Annotated in this window: 19 protein-coding genes; 11 read left to right on the top strand and 8 right to left on the bottom strand. The window is 70.8% G+C overall.

What is annotated here, in order from left to right; all coding sequences use genetic code 11:
* Positions 1–126: 126 nt before the first annotated feature.
* Positions 127–1,569, bottom strand: a complete 1,443-nt coding sequence (dnaA, locus tag ACE3QY_RS00635) for a chromosomal replication initiator protein DnaA (protein WP_374454076.1) — start codon at positions 1,567–1,569, stop codon at positions 127–129.
* A 513-nt stretch (positions 1,570–2,082) separates the two neighbouring features.
* On the opposite strand from dnaA, the gene rpmH reads away from it, so the two are divergent.
* The 8 genes from rpmH (at position 2,083) to ACE3QY_RS00595 (ending at position 7,403) form a co-directional block, all read left to right on the top strand.
* Complete coding sequence (gene rpmH, locus ACE3QY_RS00630) at positions 2,083–2,220, top strand: 50S ribosomal protein L34 (RefSeq protein ID WP_011758123.1); 138 nt, start codon at positions 2,083–2,085, stop codon at positions 2,218–2,220.
* A 25-nt stretch (positions 2,221–2,245) separates the two neighbouring features.
* Entirely contained in the window at positions 2,246–2,599 is a 354-nt protein-coding gene (gene rnpA, locus ACE3QY_RS00625; protein WP_374454075.1) for a ribonuclease P protein component, read from the top strand.
* On the top strand, positions 2,596–2,850 hold the full coding sequence (gene yidD / locus ACE3QY_RS00620; RefSeq protein WP_374454074.1) for a membrane protein insertion efficiency factor YidD: 255 nt from the start codon (positions 2,596–2,598) through the stop codon (positions 2,848–2,850). The genes rnpA and yidD overlap by 4 nt, the downstream gene beginning before the upstream one ends.
* Before the next feature lie 36 nt (positions 2,851–2,886).
* On the top strand, positions 2,887–3,804 hold the full coding sequence (gene yidC / locus ACE3QY_RS00615) for a membrane protein insertase YidC (protein WP_374454901.1): 918 nt from the start codon (positions 2,887–2,889) through the stop codon (positions 3,802–3,804).
* Between the two features lie 65 nt (positions 3,805–3,869).
* On the top strand, positions 3,870–4,469 hold the full coding sequence (locus ACE3QY_RS00610) for a protein jag (RefSeq protein ID WP_374454073.1): 600 nt from the start codon (positions 3,870–3,872) through the stop codon (positions 4,467–4,469).
* A gap of 50 nt (positions 4,470–4,519) precedes the next feature.
* Positions 4,520–5,188, top strand: coding sequence for a 16S rRNA (guanine(527)-N(7))-methyltransferase RsmG (gene rsmG / locus ACE3QY_RS00605; protein WP_374454072.1), 669 nt, complete (start codon positions 4,520–4,522; stop codon positions 5,186–5,188).
* 273 nt (positions 5,189–5,461) lie between these two features.
* A complete protein-coding gene (locus ACE3QY_RS00600) occupies positions 5,462–6,340 on the top strand; it encodes a ParA family protein (RefSeq protein WP_374454071.1) in 879 nt (292 codons plus the stop codon).
* 61 nt (positions 6,341–6,401) lie between these two features.
* Positions 6,402–7,403, top strand: a complete 1,002-nt coding sequence (locus ACE3QY_RS00595) for a ParB/RepB/Spo0J family partition protein (protein WP_374454070.1) — start codon at positions 6,402–6,404, stop codon at positions 7,401–7,403.
* 216 nt (positions 7,404–7,619) lie between these two features.
* Here ACE3QY_RS00595 and ACE3QY_RS00590 read toward each other — a convergent pair whose 3' ends face one another.
* Together ACE3QY_RS00590 and ACE3QY_RS00585 are read right to left on the bottom strand one after the other, a co-directional pair.
* Complete coding sequence (locus ACE3QY_RS00590) at positions 7,620–8,399, bottom strand: lysophospholipid acyltransferase family protein (RefSeq protein ID WP_374454069.1); 780 nt, start codon at positions 8,397–8,399, stop codon at positions 7,620–7,622.
* Positions 8,400–8,487: 88 nt separating this feature from the next.
* The gene (locus ACE3QY_RS00585; protein WP_374454068.1) at positions 8,488–9,702 is read right to left on the bottom strand and encodes a pyridoxal phosphate-dependent aminotransferase; all 1,215 of its coding nucleotides are present in this window, start codon (positions 9,700–9,702) and stop codon (positions 8,488–8,490) included.
* A 42-nt stretch (positions 9,703–9,744) separates the two neighbouring features.
* Here ACE3QY_RS00585 and ACE3QY_RS00580 point away from each other — a divergent pair, with 42 nt between their 5' ends.
* The gene (locus tag ACE3QY_RS00580; protein ID WP_374454067.1) at positions 9,745–10,389 is read left to right on the top strand and encodes a GNAT family N-acetyltransferase; all 645 of its coding nucleotides are present in this window, start codon (positions 9,745–9,747) and stop codon (positions 10,387–10,389) included.
* A 199-nt stretch (positions 10,390–10,588) separates the two neighbouring features.
* On the opposite strand, the gene trxA is transcribed toward ACE3QY_RS00580, so the two are convergent.
* The gene (gene trxA / locus ACE3QY_RS00575; protein WP_211734528.1) at positions 10,589–10,912 is read right to left on the bottom strand and encodes a thioredoxin; all 324 of its coding nucleotides are present in this window, start codon (positions 10,910–10,912) and stop codon (positions 10,589–10,591) included.
* Positions 10,913–11,111: 199 nt separating this feature from the next.
* Here trxA and ACE3QY_RS00570 point away from each other — a divergent pair, with 199 nt between their 5' ends.
* Together ACE3QY_RS00570 and ACE3QY_RS00565 are read left to right on the top strand one after the other, a co-directional pair.
* On the top strand, positions 11,112–11,558 hold the full coding sequence (locus tag ACE3QY_RS00570; RefSeq protein WP_374454066.1) for a MarR family winged helix-turn-helix transcriptional regulator: 447 nt from the start codon (positions 11,112–11,114) through the stop codon (positions 11,556–11,558).
* Complete coding sequence (locus ACE3QY_RS00565; RefSeq protein WP_374454065.1) at positions 11,555–12,166, top strand: hypothetical protein; 612 nt, start codon at positions 11,555–11,557, stop codon at positions 12,164–12,166. Before ACE3QY_RS00570 ends, ACE3QY_RS00565 begins: the two co-directional genes overlap by 4 nt.
* Here ACE3QY_RS00565 and trxB read toward each other — a convergent pair.
* The 4 genes from trxB to ACE3QY_RS00545 all read right to left on the bottom strand — a co-directional run bounded on the left by trxB (position 12,135) and on the right by ACE3QY_RS00545 (position 16,626).
* Complete coding sequence (gene trxB, locus ACE3QY_RS00560) at positions 12,135–13,148, bottom strand: thioredoxin-disulfide reductase (RefSeq protein ID WP_374454064.1); 1,014 nt, start codon at positions 13,146–13,148, stop codon at positions 12,135–12,137. The genes ACE3QY_RS00565 and trxB overlap by 32 nt on opposite strands.
* A gap of 91 nt (positions 13,149–13,239) precedes the next feature.
* Positions 13,240–13,965: a hypothetical protein gene (locus ACE3QY_RS00555; RefSeq protein ID WP_374454063.1), complete on the bottom strand. Its 726-nt coding sequence runs from the start codon at positions 13,963–13,965 to the stop codon at positions 13,240–13,242.
* A 52-nt stretch (positions 13,966–14,017) separates the two neighbouring features.
* Positions 14,018–14,698 (bottom strand): RNA polymerase sigma factor SigM, encoded by a 681-nt coding sequence (sigM, locus tag ACE3QY_RS00550; protein ID WP_374454062.1) that lies wholly within the window; start codon positions 14,696–14,698, stop codon positions 14,018–14,020.
* Entirely contained in the window at positions 14,695–16,626 is a 1,932-nt protein-coding gene (locus tag ACE3QY_RS00545) for a protein kinase (RefSeq protein WP_374454061.1), read from the bottom strand. The genes sigM and ACE3QY_RS00545 overlap by 4 nt, the downstream gene beginning before the upstream one ends.
* Positions 16,627–16,657: the final 31 nt, after the last annotated feature.

Genomic DNA, 16,657 nt, shown 5'->3' with positions numbered 1-16,657 from the left:
GCGGGTGTGGAGCCCGTCCGGATCCGTGTAGTTCGTCCCCGCGAGTGCACAGGGGCTGGGGACGAAGCGCCGACCCGAATCACATGTTCTCCACACGACGAGCGTGCTCGTCTGCGAACGACAGGCTCAGGCCTGGCGGGCCTGCATCTTGATGCGGTTGGTGAGCTCGCTGACCTGGTTGAAGACCGCGCGACGCTCGGCGAGCAGCTGACGGATCTTGCGGTCGGCGTACATCACCGTGGTGTGGTCGCGGCCGCCGAACTCGCGGCCGATCTGCGGCAGCGACATGCTGGTGAGCTCGCGGCAGAGGTACATCCCGATCTGGCGCGCCATGACCAGGTGCCGGCCACGCGAGGGCCCGGTGAGGTCCTCGAGCGAGACGCCGAAGTACGCCGCGGTCTGGGCGATGATCAGCGCGTGGGTGATCTCCGGCTCGCCACCCTCGGGGATCAGGTCCTTCAGGACGATCTCGGCCAGGGTCATGTCGACCTCCTGGCGGTTGAGGTTGGCGAACGCCGTGACCCGGATCAGCGCACCCTCGAGCTCGCGGATGTTGGTCTGGATCTTGGAGGCGATGAACTCCAGCACGTCCGGCGGGGCGGTGAGCCGGTCCATCGCTGCCTTCTTGCGCAGGATCGCGATGCGGGTCTCGAGGTCGGGCGGCTGGACGTCGGTGATGAGGCCCCACTCGAACCGGTTGCGGAGCCGGTCCTCGAGCGCCTCGAGCCGCTTCGGCGCCCGGTCGGAGGTGAGCACGATCTGCTTGTTGGCGTTGTGGAGGGTGTTGAACGTGTGGAAGAACTCTTCCTGCGTCTGGGTCTTGCCCTCGAGGAACTGGATGTCGTCGATCAGCAGCACGTCGACGTCGCGGTAGCGCCGCTTGAACCGGTCCTGCCGGTCGTCGCGGATCGCGTTGATGAACTCGTTGGTGAACTCCTCGCTGGAGACGTAGCGCACCTTCGCGTTGGAGTAGAGGCTGCGGACGTAGTGGCCGATCGCGTGGAGCAGGTGGGTCTTGCCCAGTCCGGACTCGCCGTAGACCAGCAAGGGGTTGTACGCCTTGCCCGGCGCCTCGGCGACCGCGACGGCCGCGGCGTGGGGGAACCGGTTGGACGAGCCGATGACGAACGTCTCGAAGGTGTACTTGGGGTTGAGCCGCGTCTCGAGCGCGGACGGGCGGCGCTCGCTCGAGCCGGCCGGCGGCTCGGGGTCGGACATCGTCATGGCCGGAGGCGTGGCCTCGAGGGGGCCAGCGTCAATTGTCGACAAAGCGATAGATCCATCTGTCGACTCATCGATCTGCGGTGGGGCCTCGGCCTCCAGGGCCGGGTTGACCGTGACGAGCATCCGGATCTCGCGACCGAAGCCCTCGGTCAGCGCGTCCTCGATGTGGTTGCGCAGCCGGCCCTCGAGCTGGTTGCGGGTGAAGTCGTTGGGCACGGCGATGATCGCGGTGTTCTCGTGGAGCGTCATGGGGACGCTCGGGCGCAACCAGGCGCGCTGGTTGGGCTGGAGATCCTCGACGATCTGCTGCCACGCCGTCCCGAGATCTACCTGCTGGTCGTCCACCCGGACCGCCTTTGCTGTTCCACGTCATGTCTGAGGTCACACCGGGCACGAGGTCGCACCCGAGTCCACAGAGTTGTCCACAAGCTGTGAACTGCTTGGCCCGATCGTCGGGATCGGGCCCCGCGTGCTGCTCCAGCCGGCGATCCTTCCAGCGTTTGTGCAGGTCAGAGGCCGATTCAGAAGCCATGTGACCCGGGTCACAGCGTGCTGCCGACCCTGGATGAACCGTGGTTTTCGCAGACCGCGGAGGACTGGAACGTAACAACCGGTCGACGGCTCGGGCAAGACGTCATCCACAGGCCGACCCGATGGGGGGCCGCGCGGGTTTGACCCTCTCTTTCCCCACCGCGTACCGTTGGCCGGTCGCTCCGTGTCGACGGGTGCCGCATGTCCACGATCCGCCACCTGGCGGCCGCGTGGGTGGGCGGTGCCGGCCGAAGTCGCCTGGACCCCAGGCCTTGCACCTCCCGCGCAGTGGAGTGGACATCCCTCGAAACCTTCGGAGAAATAGCCGTGAGCAAGCGTACGTACCAGCCGAACAACCGTCGCCGTCACAAGGTGCACGGCTTCCGCCTGCGCATGCGGACCCGCGCCGGTCGCGCCATCCTGTCCAGCCGTCGCCGCAAGGGCCGCAAGAGCCTGGCCGTCTGACGGCCAGGGCTCACGGCAGCCCGCCGTGCTCTCCACCGTCAACCGCCTGACCGACAGCGACGGCTTCCGCCGGGCTGTGCGCAGCGGCCGACGGGCCGGCTCGGCCACCCTGGTGGTCCACCTCTGGTCGGACCCCGAGGCCGAGCCCGGCCCTCCCCAGGTGGGATTCACGGTCAGCAAGGCCGTGGGCAACGCCGTCACACGCAATCGCGTGAAGAGACGACTTCGCCATCTGACCCGGGAGCACCTCCCAGCGCTGGAGGGGCTTCCGGGTCGTGCTGCTCTCGTGGTCCGGGCGTTGCCCGCTGCCGCCGGGGCGTCGTCCGTGACGCTCGGTGCCGACCTGGCCCGTACCCTCGATCGGGTGAGCCCGTCATGAAGCACCTCCTGATCGGCTTCATCCGCGCGTGGCGCTTCGCGATCAGCCCGCTCTACGGCCAGGTGTGCCGCTACCACCCCAGCTGCTCGGCGTACGCCCTCGAGGCGGTCACCGTGCACGGCTCCGTGCGCGGCACCTGGCTCTCCGTACGCCGCATCGGCCGGTGTCACCCGTGGGCCGCCGGCGGCTACGACCCCGTCCCCTCCCGCGCCACCCCGGCTGCGGAGTCACCTGCAACACGAGGAGCATGAGTGCTCGACTTCTTCGGATCCATCGGCCACGCGATCATGGTGCCGCTCTACTACGCGGTGTCCTTCGTGCTGGTCGGCATCCACAAGGCGCTGTCCACGTTCCTCGACCCGGCCGGCGGCGCCGCGTGGATCCTCTCGATCGTGGGTCTGACCCTGGTCATCCGGGCCGCGCTGATCCCGCTCTTCGTGAAGCAGATCAAGTCCAGCCGCAACATGCAGCTCATCCAGCCCAAGGTGCGGGAGCTGCAGAAGAAGTACGGGCACGACCGGGAGAAGCTCGCCCAGGAGACGATGAAGCTCTACAAGGACACGGGCACCAACCCGTTCGCCTCGTGCCTTCCGATCCTGCTGCAGATGCCGATCTTCCTCGCGCTGTTCCGGATGCTCGACCAGGCGTCCAAGAAGGGCAAGGCCCACGGCTTCCTCAACGAGGAGCTCGCCAAGCAGTTCGGTGATTCCAAGCTCTTCGACAAGATCCCGGTCTCGGGCACCTTCCTCAACACCGGCGGCGTCACGGGCGTGATGGTCGTCGCCGCGGTGCTCGTGCTCGCGATGACCGCGACGACGTTCCTCACCCAGCGGCAGCTGATGAGCAAGAACATGCCGGCCGACGCGCTCTCGGGTCCCTACGCCCAGCAGCAGAAGATGCTGCTCTACGTCCTTCCCGTCGTGTTCGCCGTGGGTGGCATCGCCTTCCCGATCGGCGTCCTCGTCTACTGGACGGTGTCGAACCTCTGGACGATGTGCCAGCAGTTCTACGTGATCCGCAACAACCCTGCGCCCGGCACCCCGGCCGCCAAGGCCAAGGAGGACCGCGACCGGGCGAAGGGCAAGGTCCCCGCCGGTCAGGCGAGCACCGAGCCGGCGACGGTCGTGGAGGAGCGGCCCAAGCAGCCGCGCCAGCAGCCGCAGCGGCAGACCAAGGCGCAGCGGAACAAGAAGAAGAAGCGCTGACCCAGACCTTCCACGACGGGCCGCGTGCGGTGCCGTCGACGCAGAACGAGAAGCAGGAGACACACGTGAGTGAGCAGCTGACCGACGCCGAGGCCACGCAGACCACCGAGGCGGTCGACACCGAGAGCACCGAGACAGAGGCCGTCGAGACCGACAGCGCCCAGGACGACGCCGAGGGCACGGAGGCGAAGGCGGGTCGTCCGTCGAAGATCCAGCGCCTCGAGCACGAGGGCGACATCGCCGCGGACTACCTCGAGGAGCTCCTCGACATCGCCGACCTCGACGGCGACCTGGACATGGACGTCGAGGGTGACCGGGCGAGCGTGCAGATCGGTGGTGCCGACCTGAGCCAGCTCGTGGGCCGCAACGGGGAGGTCCTCGAGGCGCTCCAGGAGCTCACCCGCCTGGCCGTCTACCGGGAGACCGGTGAGCGGTCGCGCCTGATGCTCGACGTCGGTGGGCACCGTGCCGAGCAGCGCACGCGTCTGGTGGCGCTCGCTGAGAAGTCGATCGCCGAGGTGAAGGAGAGCGGCGAGTCCCTCTCCCTCGAGCCGATGAGCGCCTTCGAGCGCAAGGTCGTCCACGATGCCGTCGCGGCGGCCGGCCTGACGTCCGAGTCGGAGGGCGCCGAGCCGAAGCGCCACGTGGTGATCCTCCCGGCGTGAGCGACGACGTTTCACGTGAAACACCCTCCGTGCCCGAGGTGGCGCGGAGGGTGTTCGCGTCCGACCGCCTCGACCTGGCGGTCCGCTACACCGAGCTCTTGGCGACCGAGGGCGTGCTCCGTGGGCTGATCGGCCCACGTGAAGCACCCCGGCTGTGGGAGCGCCACGTGCTCAACTCGGCCGTGCTGGCCGAGGCGATCGCCGAGGGCTCGACCGTGTGTGACATCGGGACGGGTGCGGGGCTCCCGGGCCTCGTGCTGGCGATCGCTCGCCCGGACGTCCGGATGACGCTCGTCGAGCCGCTGCTCCGGCGTACGACCTTCCTCGAGGAGGTGGTCGCTGAGCTCAGGCTCGACCACGTGGCCGTGGTGCGAGGGCGGGCCGAGGACCTGCACGGGAGGGCGACCTTCGACGTGGTGACCTCCCGGGCAGTGGCACCGCTCGAGCGGCTGCTCGGCTGGTCGATGCCACTGGTGTCTCCCACGGGAGCGCTGGTGGCCATGAAGGGTCGGTCCGTTCACGACGAGATCGAGGACGCCCAGGGCTTCCTCCACACGTGGCGGTGTGGGGTTCCGGAGGTCTTCGAAGTGGGTATCGGTCTTGTGGATCCACCGACGACGGTGATCCGGGTGCCGTGGGCCGATCCGGCGCAGATAGGTTGGCCCCTTGCCCGTGAGTCCAAGCGTCGCCCCAAGAAGCGCCGACGTGCAGCACAGTGAGAGGTGTCCGAGGTGACCGAGGGTTCCACCGAGAGCGCGGGCTGGCGTCCCGTGAGTGACTCCCCCACGGAGTTTTCCACCGATGCGGGTACGCCTGCTGAGCGGGCTCTTCCACAGGATGGGGGAGTTCATCCACAGGCAACGGGTGAGGCTGGTGTTTCACGTGAAACACCGGGATCGGACGTTTCACGTGAAACCAAGCCGGCGTGGCAGGTCCGCACCGCAGCCGACATCGCCGACCAGGACCACGACTTCTCCGACCACGGCACTCCCTTGGCTCAGGCCGCGCAGCACTCCGTGCTGGCCCGTACGGGGGGTCTCCGCCGGCAGGGCGTACCGCGACCGGACGCCACCCGCGTCTTCGTCGTCGCCAACCAGAAGGGCGGCGTCGGCAAGACCACGTCGACGGTCAATGTCGCCGCCGGGCTTGCGCAGCTGGGCCAGAAGGTGCTCGTCATCGACCTGGACCCCCAGGGCAACGCATCCACCGCCCTGAGCGTCGACCACCACCGCGGTGTCCCGTCCACGTACGACATGCTGGTGGACGGGCAGCCGCTGGCGGACGTGGTGACCGAGTGCCCGGACCTCCCCGGCCTGTGGGTCGTGCCCGCCACCATCGACCTGGCCGGCGCCGAGATCGAGCTCGTCAGCGTCGTCGCGCGCGAGCAGCGCCTGGCCAAGGCGATCGCGGCCCATCCCCACGTCGGGTCCGCGGCCGAGGTCGGGGACGAGCGCTTCGACTACGTCTTCGTCGACTGCCCGCCCTCGCTCGGCCTGCTCACCCTGAACGCCCTCGTGGCCGGCCGGGAGATGTTCATCCCGATCCAGGCGGAGTACTACGCCCTGGAAGGACTCGGACAGCTGCTCGAGACGGTGGAGATGGTGCGCCAGCACCTGAACCCCCGGCTCGTGGTCTCGACCATCCTGCTCACCATGTACGACGCCCGCACCCGCCTCGCCGCGGGTGTCGCCGACGAGGTGCGCGGGCACTTCGGCGACCAGGTCCTCAAGACGGCCGTCCCCCGGTCGGTCCGCGTGTCCGAGGCGCCGTCCTACGGCCAGACGGTCATGACCTACGATCCCGCCTCGGCGGGCGCACTCTCCTACCTGGAGGCCGCCCGCGAGATCGCCAGCAAGGGAGCACCCGCATGAGCACCCCACAGTGTTCTTCTCCGCCGCTCCGCTCCCCCGAACAACACTGCGAGGACCCCGCATGAACGCCACCCCGCCCCGCCGTGGACTCGGACGAGGCCTGGGCTCGCTGATCCCCACGGCCCCGTCGCAGCCTCCCGCCGCGGAGACCCCTGACGGGTCGGGCGCTCCTGAAGCGCACACGTCGAACGGCACCCCCTCCGCGACCGTCTCGTCGTCGGAGAGTGCTGAGGTGGCCGGCGGCACCGTCGCCGGCGCGTACTTCGCCGAGCTGCCGATCACCCAGGTGCGGCCCAACGCGCGCCAGCCCCGTCAGGTGTTCGAGGAGGAGGCGCTCGCCGAGCTCGTGCACTCGATCCGCGAGGTCGGCCTGCTCCAGCCCGTCGTCGTGCGCAAGTCGGGCGAGGACTCCTACGAGCTCATCATGGGCGAGCGTCGGTGGCGTGCCTCCCAGGAGGCCGGCCGCGACACGATCCCCGCGATCGTGCGCGAGACCGACGACACCGACATGCTCCGCGACGCGCTGCTGGAGAACCTCCACCGCTCGCAGCTCAACCCCCTCGAGGAGGCGGCTGCGTACGGGCAGCTCCTCGAGGACTTCGGCTGCACCCACGAGGAGCTCGCCCAGCGCATCGGCCGCTCCCGGCCCCAGATCTCCAACACGCTGCGCCTGCTCAAGCTCTCGCCGGCCGTCCAGCGCCGGGTCGCCGCCGGCGTCCTCTCCGCCGGCCACGCCCGCGCGTTGCTGACCGTCGACGACGCCGGGCTGCAGGACAGGCTCGCCGCCCGGGTGACCGCCGAGGGCATCTCCGTGCGTGGGCTGGAGGAGATCGTCTCCCTGGGCGTCGAGGACGACGACGCACCACGGGTCGTCCGCAAGAAGCCGGTCGCACCCGGCCTGACCGAGCTGGCCGACCGCCTCTCCGACCGTCTCGAGACCCGCGTCAAGGTCGACCTCGGCAAGGCGAAGGGCAAGATCACCGTCGAGTTCGCCAGCCTGGACGACCTGCGCCGCATCGTCGACATCATGGACCCGCGCAACCGCAACGACCGCCCCATTTGATCTGACGCCCGGCTGGTCTCGCTGGTCGAGGTGCGAGGAGCGCTAGCGACGAGCCTCGAGACCTTGGAGTGGTCTCGAGGCTCGCTCCGCTCGCACCTCGACCAGCGAGCATGGATGGTCTCGATACGCCCGCTCGTGCCTCGCCTGGCTACTCGACCACCGAGTGAGCGCCGACGGAAATTGTCGACAAAGCCATACGTCGACGTATCGACAGGTCTACTTGTCGCCCTGTCGCTTCGCTCGCTTCTCGGCGCGCTTGCGGGCGCGTTCGCGCTTCTCGGCGGCGTCGAGAGCGGTTGCCTCCTCGAGGGTCGGCGCAGTGCCGCCCATCGAGGCGGGGACCCACCAGGAGCCGGGCGGCTGCTCGTCGGCGGGGTACGCCGCGACGGTGTCGGCGAGCATCGCGCTCATCCGTCGGCGCAGCTCTGCGGTGTCGCCGACTGGGTCGTCACCGGTGGGGTGCATGGCCTCGCCGACGGTGATGGCGATGGTCTTGCCGCGGGAGAAGTCGCGCGGGTGGTCCTTGGTCATCATCCGCTGGGTGCCCCAGAGGACGACCGGCACGAGGGGTACGCCGGCATCCGCCGCGATGCGTACGGCACCGGTCTTGAACTCCTTCAGCTCCATCGCGCGCGAGATGGTCGCCTCCGGGAAGATCCCCACGGCCTCGCCCTGGCGCAGGTAGTCGACGGCGGTGTGGAAGCTGGCCACGCCCTCGCCGCGGTCGACCTCGATGTGGTGCAGCGACCGCATGAGCGGGCCGGACGCCTTGTGGTCGAAGAGCTCCCGCTTGGCCATGAAGCGCACCAGCCGTCGCGAGGGATGGGCCGCGAAGCCGCCGTAGATGAAGTCGACGTAGCTGATGTGGTTGTAGGCCAGCAGCACGCCGCCGCTGCGGGGGACGTTGTCGGTCCCCGTCATCTGGAAGGTCTGCCCCAGGGCCTTGAAGCCCGCGAGCGCGGTCCAGATGATCGGCGGGTAGGTGACATCGCGCATGGGCCGAGCCTAGAGATGCGGCGTGGGCCCCACCAGACGCGGAGAGGGTGACTCCGGGCACCCGGGACGGTCCGAGCGGGGCGCGACGTCAGCGGCGAGTGGCCAGGAAGTCCGCGATACGGCCGATGGCCTCCTCCAGGACGCTCGCCTCGGGGAGCGTGACGAGCCGGAAGTGGTCGGGGGCCGGCCAGTTGAAGCCCGTGCCGTGCGTGACGAGGATCTTCTTGGCGCGCAGCAGCTCGATGACGAACTCCTGGTCGTCCTCGATCGGGTAGACCTCGGGGTCCAGGCGCGGGAAGCAGTAGAGCGCCCCCCGCGGCTTCACGTTGGAGACGCCGGGGATCTCGTTGAGCAACCGGTGGGCGAGCATCGACTGCTCGTAGAACCGTCCGCCAGGGCCGATGAGCTCCTCGATCGACTGGTAGCCGCCCAGCGCGGTCTGGATCGCGTGCTGGGCCGGGACGTTGGCGCACATCCGCATGTTGGCGATGAGGGTGAGGCCCTCGAGGAAGTCGGTGGCGAGCTCCTTGGGACCGGAGATCATCACCCAGCCGGCGCGGTAGCCACAGACCCGGTAGGCCTTGGAGAGACCGGAGAACGTCAGGCACAGCACGTCGTTGCCACCGAAGGTCGCCGCGTGGTGGTGCTCGGCGTCCTCGAACAGGATCTTCTCGTAGATCTCGTCGGCCATCACCACGAGCTGGTGGCGACGCGCGATGTCGACGAGCCCCTTGACGGTCTCCTCGCTGTAGACCGCCCCGGTGGGGTTGTTGGGGTTGATGATCACCAGCGCGTGGGTGTTCTCGGTGATCTTGGCCTCGATGTCGGCGAGGTCGGGGTTCCAGTCGTCGTCCTCGTCGCAGCGGTAGTGCACCGGGATGCCACCGGCGAGCGTCACGGCTCCGGTCCAGAGCGGGTAGTCCGGTGCCGGGACGAGGATCTCGTTGCCGTCGTCGACGAAGGCCTGCAGCACCATCGAGATGAGCTCGGAGACGCCGTTGCCGATGTAGATGTCCTCCACGCCGACGTCCCGCAGCCCGCGGGACTGGTAGTAGTGCATGACCGCCGTGCGGGCGGACCAGATCCCCTGCGAGTCGGCGTACCCCTGCGACTGCGGCAGGTGGTGCATCATGTCGGCCAGGATCTGCTCGGGCGCCTCGAAGCCGAACGGTGCGGTGTTGCCGATGTTGAGCTTGAGGATGCGGTGGCCCTCCGCCTCGAGCCGCTGCGCCTCGACGAGGATCGGCCCGCGCACGTCGTAGCGGACACCCTGCAGCTTCTTGCTCTGTCGGATCTGGCGCACGCCTCATCTTCGCAGGCCCGGTGCGGCGCTAGCATCGAGGACGTGTCCCGCAAGACCGCGCGCCTGACGGTCGACCACCTCGCGGAGCTGGCCGAGCCGGTGCGGGCGTGCGTGTTCTGGGAGCTGGCGCCCGTCGACCGGGCCCGTCTCGACCGGGCCGAGCGGATCGCGCAGAAGGAGAGCTGGCTCTCGGGCGTGCTGCGCGACTGGGGCTCGTGCGGACGCGTGGTGCGCGTGGACGGACGCACGGTCGGCCTCATCGTGTACGCCCCGGCGGCGCGGCTGCCGGGCGCGGCGGCGCTGCCCACGGCACCGACGTCACCAGACGCCATCGTGGCGGCCACCGCGTGGATCGAGCCGTCGATGCGCGGTGGGGGCCTGGGGCGCCTCCTGGTGCAGGCGATGGCCGCCGACCTCGTCGAGCGCGGCCACACCGCCATCGAGGCGTACGGCGACACCCGCGGCCGCTCCGACGGCTGCGTCCTGCCGGCCGACTTCCTCGGCAGCGTGGGCTTCAAGACCCAGCGTGCCCACCCGACCACGCCCCGCATGCGGATGGAGCTGCGCACGGCGTTGAGCTGGAAGGACGAGGTCGAGCTGGCGCTGGAGAAGATGTGGGGTGTCGTACGCCCCACGCACAAGGCGACCCGCCCGATCGGATCGGTGCGGGCCGCCTCCGGCGACTGACGGGCTCTGTGGTCGAGGGGAGCCCACTCGATGGTTGAGGTGCGAGCGGAGCGAGCCTCGAAACCCCTCGGCGTCTCGGGAGGACTGTTCCTCCCGCGAGGGGTTTCGACGCGCTCGTGTCCCTTCGCAGGCTCAGGGACGTCGCTTGCTCAACCTGGCCACGCGACGCCGTGCGCGTCAGCGCGCACGGCTGCGTGTCTCAGATGATGCCCTCGAGCTCCTTGAGGAGCGCGGCCTTGGGCTTGGCGCCCACGATGGACTTCACGACCTCGCCGCCCTGGTAGACGTTGATGGTCGGGATGCCGGTGACACGGTAGGACGAGGGGGTCACGGGGTTCTCGTCGACGTTCATCTTCAGGAAGGTGAGCTTCTCACCGTGCTCCTTGTTGAGCTCATCGAGGATCGGGGCGACCTGGCGGCACGGGCCGCACCACTCAGCCCAGAAGTCCACCAGGACGGGCTTGTCGGACTTGAGGACCTGCGCCTCGAACTCGGCGTCGGTCACGGCGGCGATGTCGGCCACTGCGGTTTCCCCTTTCAGGAAGTCGGTGTCTATGGGGTGACGTCCAGTCAACACCACGCCTCGGACAGTTGTTCCCGGTCGCCCCGGTGGCGGGGTAGTCCAGTGGCAGATGGTCGCCGGACAAGGCGTGGGACGACCATCTGCCACTGGACTACCGCGGAAGTGGTGAAGTGACACCATTGTGAAGTACATTCACCACATGACCGAGACGACCGCCGTCCTGGACCGGGTGCTCCACCTGGCGACCCTGGTGCAGTCCGACCTCGCGCGCTTCGAGCGCGAGCAGGGGCTCACCACGCCGCGGGTGCACCTGCTGTGGGTGCTGGGCGAGGCCGGGCCGAGCACCCAGCAGGCGCTGTCCAGGGCCCTCGGGGTCACCCCGCGCAACGTCACCGGGCTGGTCGACGGACTCGTCGCGAGCGGCCACGTCTCCCGCGAGCCCCACCCCGAGGACCGCCGCGCCACGCTGGTCACCCCGACCGGGCTGGGCTCCCGGACGATCGAGGACCTCGTCACCTCGCACGTCGACCTGGCGCACCGACTCTTCGGCGACGTGGCCCCCGCGGCGCTGGCGACCTTCGACGAGGTGCTCACCTCCACGGTGGATCGCTTCGCCGGCCTGATGGCGGAGGCGGACGGGCGATGAGGCGCGCACTGGCCCTCGGCCGGGAGGCCCTCGTGACCGAGCTGGCGCTCTACGGCCAGCTGCTGCGCTGGGTGGTCCGCCGTCCCGACGTGCCCGACGGCGCCACCCCGGTGCCGTACTCCCGGCTGGCCACGCCGGTGGTGTGGCTCTTCATCTTCGGCTCGACGGTCGAGGTGGTCGCGTTCGACCTGATCCTCAGCAGGTGGCTGACCTTCCTGCGGGTCCCGTTCCTGGTGCTGGGCATCTGGGGCGTGGTCTGGATGCTCGGGTTGATGGCGTCCTACCGGATGCGCCCGCACCTGCTCACCGGCTCCCACCTGCACGTGCGCCACATGGCGCGCACGGAGGTCGTCGTACCACTCGAGGCGATCACCCACGTGCGCGTCGCCGACGTCGACGAGGGCGGCATCCGCGCGATCAAGGTGGTCGACGACGCCCTGCTCGTGATGGTCTCCGGGCGCACCAACCTCCAGCTGGAGCTCGAGGAGGGTACGACGATCGCGTCCCCGCAGGGCGACCTCGCCCCGGCGACCGTCGGCCTCTGGGTCGACGAGCCGCGCGAGGTGGCCGAGCTGCTCAGGCGCCGGCGGTCTGCACCTGCTCGCTGATCTCCTCGACCGTCGCGGCGGCGTCGCCGGCCGTGCTGGCCTCGTGGTCGAGGGCGGCGATGAACCGCTCGGCGTCGAGGGCCGCCGCGCAGCCGGTGCCGGCGGCGGTGATGGCCTGGCGGTAGTGGTGGTCGACGAGGTCACCCGCGGCGAAGACGCCGGGCAGGTTGGTCCGGGTCGAGGGGTGGTGCACGAGGACGTAGCCGTCGTCGTCGAGGTCGACCTGGCCGGTCAGCAGCTCGGAGCGCGGGTCGTGGCCGATCGCGATGAACAGTCCGGTGACGTCGAGGTCGCGCTTCTCACCGGTGACGGTGTCGCGCAGGGTGATCGACTCGAGCTTGTCGGTGCCGTTGATCGCGGCGACCTCGGAGTTCCACACCATCTCGAGCTTGGGGTCGGCGAACGCGCGCTCCTGCATGATCTTGGAGGCGCGCAGCTCGTCGCGGCGGTGGATCAGGTAGACCTTCGAGCCGAACCGGGTCAGGAACGTGGCCTCCTCGATGGCGGAGTCGCCACCACCGACGACGGCGATGGCCTGCTCGCGGAAGAAGAAGCCGTCGCAGGTGGCACACCACGAGACGCCGCGCCCGGAGAGCTCCTCCTCGCGGGGCAGCCCGAGCTTGCGGTAGCCGGAGCCGGTCGCGAGGATCACCGACCGCGCGGTGTAGGTGTCGGTGGCCGTCTTGACCACCTTGACGTCACCGGTGAGGTCGACCTCGACGATGTCGTCGGAGACCAGCTCGGCGCCGAACCGCTCGGCCTGCGCGCGCATCTCGTCCATCAGGGCGGGGCCCATGATGCCGTCGCGGAAGCCGGGGAAGTTCTCGACCTCGGTGGTGTTCATCAGCGCGCCACCGGCGGTGACGGAGCCCTCGAAGACGAGCGGGTTGAGCGAGGCGCGGGCCGCGTAGACGGCGGCCGTGTAGCCCGAGGGACCCGAGCCGATGATGATGACGTTGCGGGTCTCGGTGCTGGTGCTCATGGGGGTGGGTCACTCCTGCTGGGATCGGTGTCGTCCTACGACGTGCTCAACCGATCGTAGGCCAGCGTTGTTCCTGCCGGGTCCGGACGGGTCAGGGGGCGGGAAGCGTGAGCGTGCGCACGGGGTCGGGCGTGCCGCAGACGTACAGCGCGACGTCCTGCGCGGCACCGGCGGGCCGCTGGAAGAGCACCAGGCCCGGCTGCCCGTCGACCTCGGCGGCGACCCGGCGGCCGCGGGCCAGGTCGGGCAGGTCGCAGGAGCGCATCAGCTCGAGCATCTCGAGCCGGCTCGAGCGGGCCGAGGACCCTGCGTCGGTGGCGCGCAGCTTCGCGACCTCCTGGTCGAGCTGAGGATCGGCGCTGGACAGCGTGGGCTGGCTCGCCATCGGGTCCGGGGTGGCGGTCTTGCTCTGCGGGGCCAGCTCCTGGCCGGCCGAGCTGTCGCCGGTGTCGCCGCCGGCGTCGTCCTGCTGCCCCCCGAACTCGCGCTCGGTGCCGCCACCGGCGCTGCTCTCGGCCGAGGTGCCGGCGTCGTCACTGCTCTGCCCGACGGGCAGCACCTGGCCGAGGGCGACGCCCGCGACCACGACGGCGGCCGCGGCGAGCACGCCGGTGCCGACGATCCGGCGACGGCGGGCGGCGAGGTCGACGACGGGGGCGCCGGCTGCGGCCGGCGCCGACCGCTCCGCGGTCAGGGAGGCGAGGGTCTCGTCGAGCCGCGCGACGACCTCGGGAGGGGTGGCCCCGTCGTGCCGCGCGTCGGCGAGCAGGCGGCGTACGGCGTCCTGCTCGGGGGTCAGGTCGGGGGAGTCGGACATCGGGTCACCTCCTCGGGCGGGTGGCAGGGCGGGAGCGGGCAGGGTCGGGCGATCAGGTCGCTGGCGGGCCCCGCGGCCGGAGCATGGGTTGGACGGGACCGTCCGGGGGCGGGTTCCCGTGAGGCGGGTCACCGGGAGGCTGGTGCAGGTCGAGCAGGAGCCCGGCCAGCTTGGTGCGACCGCGCGAGCAGCGCGACTTCACCGTGCCCTCCGCGCAGCCGAGCATCTCCGCCACCTCGGCGACGGGGTAGCCCTCCATGTCGACCAGCACGAGCGCGGCGCGCTGGTCGGGCGGCAGGGTCGCCAGGGCGGCCAGCACGCGTCGTCGCCGCTCGGCGTCCTCGGCGGCCGCGTCGGGCTGGTCGTCGTGCTCGGCGGTGGCCACGAGCGTGCCGCGGTCCTCCACGTCGTCGGGCAGCGCCTCGAGCCGGCGGATCTTCGCGGCCCGGATCCGGTCGAGGCAGGCGTTGACGACGACCCGGTGCAGCCAGGTCGTCACCGCAGCCTCGCCGCGGAACGAGCCGGCGCGCCGGAAGGCGGCGATCATCCCGTCCTGGAGCCCGTCGGCGGCGTCCTCGGGGTTGCCCATGGTCCGCAGGGCGACCGCCCACAGCCGGTCCCGGTGCCGGGCGAAGAGCACACCGAACGCCTCGGCGTCACCGTCGACGTGCGCCCGGAGCAGCTCCTGGTCGGAGCGGTCGTCGCCGCCCGGCCCCGCTGGGGTGAGGCTCATCCGAGCACCTGCACCTCGGCGATGGTGCCGCGGAACTCGTTGCCGACCTGCGGCAGCAGCGTGAGCCACACGGTGACGTAGCGACCCGACACCGCCTCGTCGAGACTGATCGTCAGCTCGCCGCTGCCGGAGTCGGTGCCGACGGGGGTGAGCTCGCTGACGCCGGTGGGCGCGTCGGAGGTGACGTACGCCGCCAGCGACGTCTGGCCGCCCTCGGTCGTCACCACGACCTGGCGCACGCCCTTGGTGGCGCCGAGGTCGACGACCACGCCGACGCCGGTCTTGAGCCCGCCGGGCCCGAAGTTCTGGAGGTACGACGACGTGCTCCACGACGTCGTGGGGTCGCCGTCGACGACGTTGGGCACCTGGTCGGGGTTCTCCTCACGCGGCTCGGAGCCCTGCGGGTCGAAGTCGTCGGCGCTCAGCCCGGTGAACGGCGTCGGCTCCGCCGACGCGGTCGGGCTCGCCGTGGTGGTGGGCTCGTCGTCCGAGCCGGGGGTGGGCGGCTTGAGGCCGAGCTGGTAGGCCGCGACGGCGGCGACCATGACCGCCAGGCAGACCGCGACGATCATCGCGAGCCGGATCCAGCTCCGGCCGGGCACCGAGTCGCCGGTGTCGTCGAGGCCCTCGCCGGTGGCCCAGCGGTCCTCGTTCCACGAGCCCGAGCTCCACCCCCCGGTGTCGCGGGAGACGGGCCGGACGCCCGAGTCCTGCGAGGAGTCCCACGGCCAGTAGTCCTTGCCGCCGCCGGCCGAGGCGGCCTTGCTGCCCGCGCGCGGACGGCGTACGGGCTCGCCCTCGGGCGGGTCGGGCGCGAAGAGCGGGCGCGGGGGCGGCTCGGCCAGCGGAGGCGGGGGGGCCGGCTTGTCGCTGCGCGCGCGCAGCCAGTCGACCTCGTCGTCCTCGTGGAACACCGGCATCCCGGCCTCGGTCGGGAGGTCCGTCGTCGACGGCGGTGGGGCGACCTCGGTGGCGTCGGGATCGGCGGGCGGCTCGGGCTGGGCGGCGTCGTCCACCGGGGTCTCCGCCGTGCCCTCCGCCGTGCCCTCCGCCGTGGCCTCCTCGACGGGCTCGGGGTCCGGCATGGCAGTCGGGGCGGGCTCGGGACGCAGGGGCTGGGTCACCGGGAGCCGGGGTCCCTGGATGGGGACCTGGGTGCCGGTGAGGTCGCCGACGAACCCCAGCAGCAGGTCGGAGATGTCGCGGGCACTGTGGTGGACGGGCTCGGCACCTGCGGTGGCGTGCGGGTTGAGGACCTGGTCGCAGAGGTTGTCGAGCGGGCGCGGGATGCCGGCGCGCACCCGGCGGGGGCGCAGCACCGCGCCGTGCAGCTCGGGTGCCGGGGGCACCGCGGAGCGGGAGACCCCGGCCCACTTGCCGGTGAGGGCGCAGTAGAGCAGCCCGGCGAGGTCGATCTCGTCCACGTTGATCCGGCCGGGGGCGAGACCGGCCAGGGCGGCCTCGACGCCGAAGCCGATGACCCGGACCTGGCCGTGCTGGTCGATCAGCACGTTCTCCGGCGTCAGGCGTCCGTGCGCCAGCCCGGCGTCGTGCGCCTCCGCGATGCTGTCGGCCACCTCGCCGACGATCCAGGCCGCACGGCGTGGGGCGAGCGGCCCCTCGCGGGTCAGCAGGATGTCGAGGGAGTCGCCCTGGCCCCACTCGTTGACGACGTAGCAGCGCCCGTCGGCCACCTCGGCGTCGAGCACCCGCAGGAGCCGGCGGTTGATGACCGGACCGGCGCGGCGGGCCGCCTCGAGCAGCGGCTCGGCGCGCTCGTCGTCGGCGCCGAGGATGTGCACTGCGACCGGGCGGTGCAGCACCAGGTCGTGGGCGCGCCAGAACCGGCCCGCACCGTTCTCGGCGAGCAGGTCGTCGAGCCGGTAGCGCTCGGCGAGCACGTCGCCGGCCTGCATCGACGTCGACATGCTCACCTCGATCCCCACGCGTCCCGGGCGT

It is taken from the genome of Nocardioides sp., from assembly GCF_041913365.1.
Taxonomy (GTDB): domain Bacteria; phylum Actinomycetota; class Actinomycetes; order Propionibacteriales; family Nocardioidaceae; genus Nocardioides.
The sequence above is the reverse complement of the archived record's forward strand: the minus strand, read 5'-3'. Positions and strand labels throughout refer to the sequence as shown.

Bases quoted from the DNA above. Each gene is read 5' to 3' on its own strand.
- ACE3QY_RS00595 (WP_374454070.1), top strand. From the start codon at position 6,402: ATGAACGCCACCCCGCCCCGCCGTGGACTCGGACGAGGCCTGGGCTCG.
- ACE3QY_RS00545 (WP_374454061.1), bottom strand. From the start codon at position 16,626: ATGTCGACGTCGATGCAGGCCGGCGACGTGCTCGCCGAGCGCTACCGG.
- trxB (WP_374454064.1), bottom strand. From the start codon at position 13,148: ATGAGCACCAGCACCGAGACCCGCAACGTCATCATCATCGGCTCGGGT.
- ACE3QY_RS00565 (WP_374454065.1), top strand. From the start codon at position 11,555: ATGAGGCGCGCACTGGCCCTCGGCCGGGAGGCCCTCGTGACCGAGCTG.
- sigM (WP_374454062.1), bottom strand. From the start codon at position 14,698: ATGAGCCTCACCCCAGCGGGGCCGGGCGGCGACGACCGCTCCGACCAG.
- ACE3QY_RS00570 (WP_374454066.1), top strand. From the start codon at position 11,112: ATGACCGAGACGACCGCCGTCCTGGACCGGGTGCTCCACCTGGCGACC.
- yidD (WP_374454074.1), top strand. From the start codon at position 2,596: ATGAAGCACCTCCTGATCGGCTTCATCCGCGCGTGGCGCTTCGCGATC.
- yidC (WP_374454901.1), top strand. From the start codon at position 2,887: ATGGTGCCGCTCTACTACGCGGTGTCCTTCGTGCTGGTCGGCATCCAC.
- ACE3QY_RS00555 (WP_374454063.1), bottom strand. From the start codon at position 13,965: ATGTCCGACTCCCCCGACCTGACCCCCGAGCAGGACGCCGTACGCCGC.
- ACE3QY_RS00590 (WP_374454069.1), bottom strand. From the start codon at position 8,399: ATGCGCGATGTCACCTACCCGCCGATCATCTGGACCGCGCTCGCGGGC.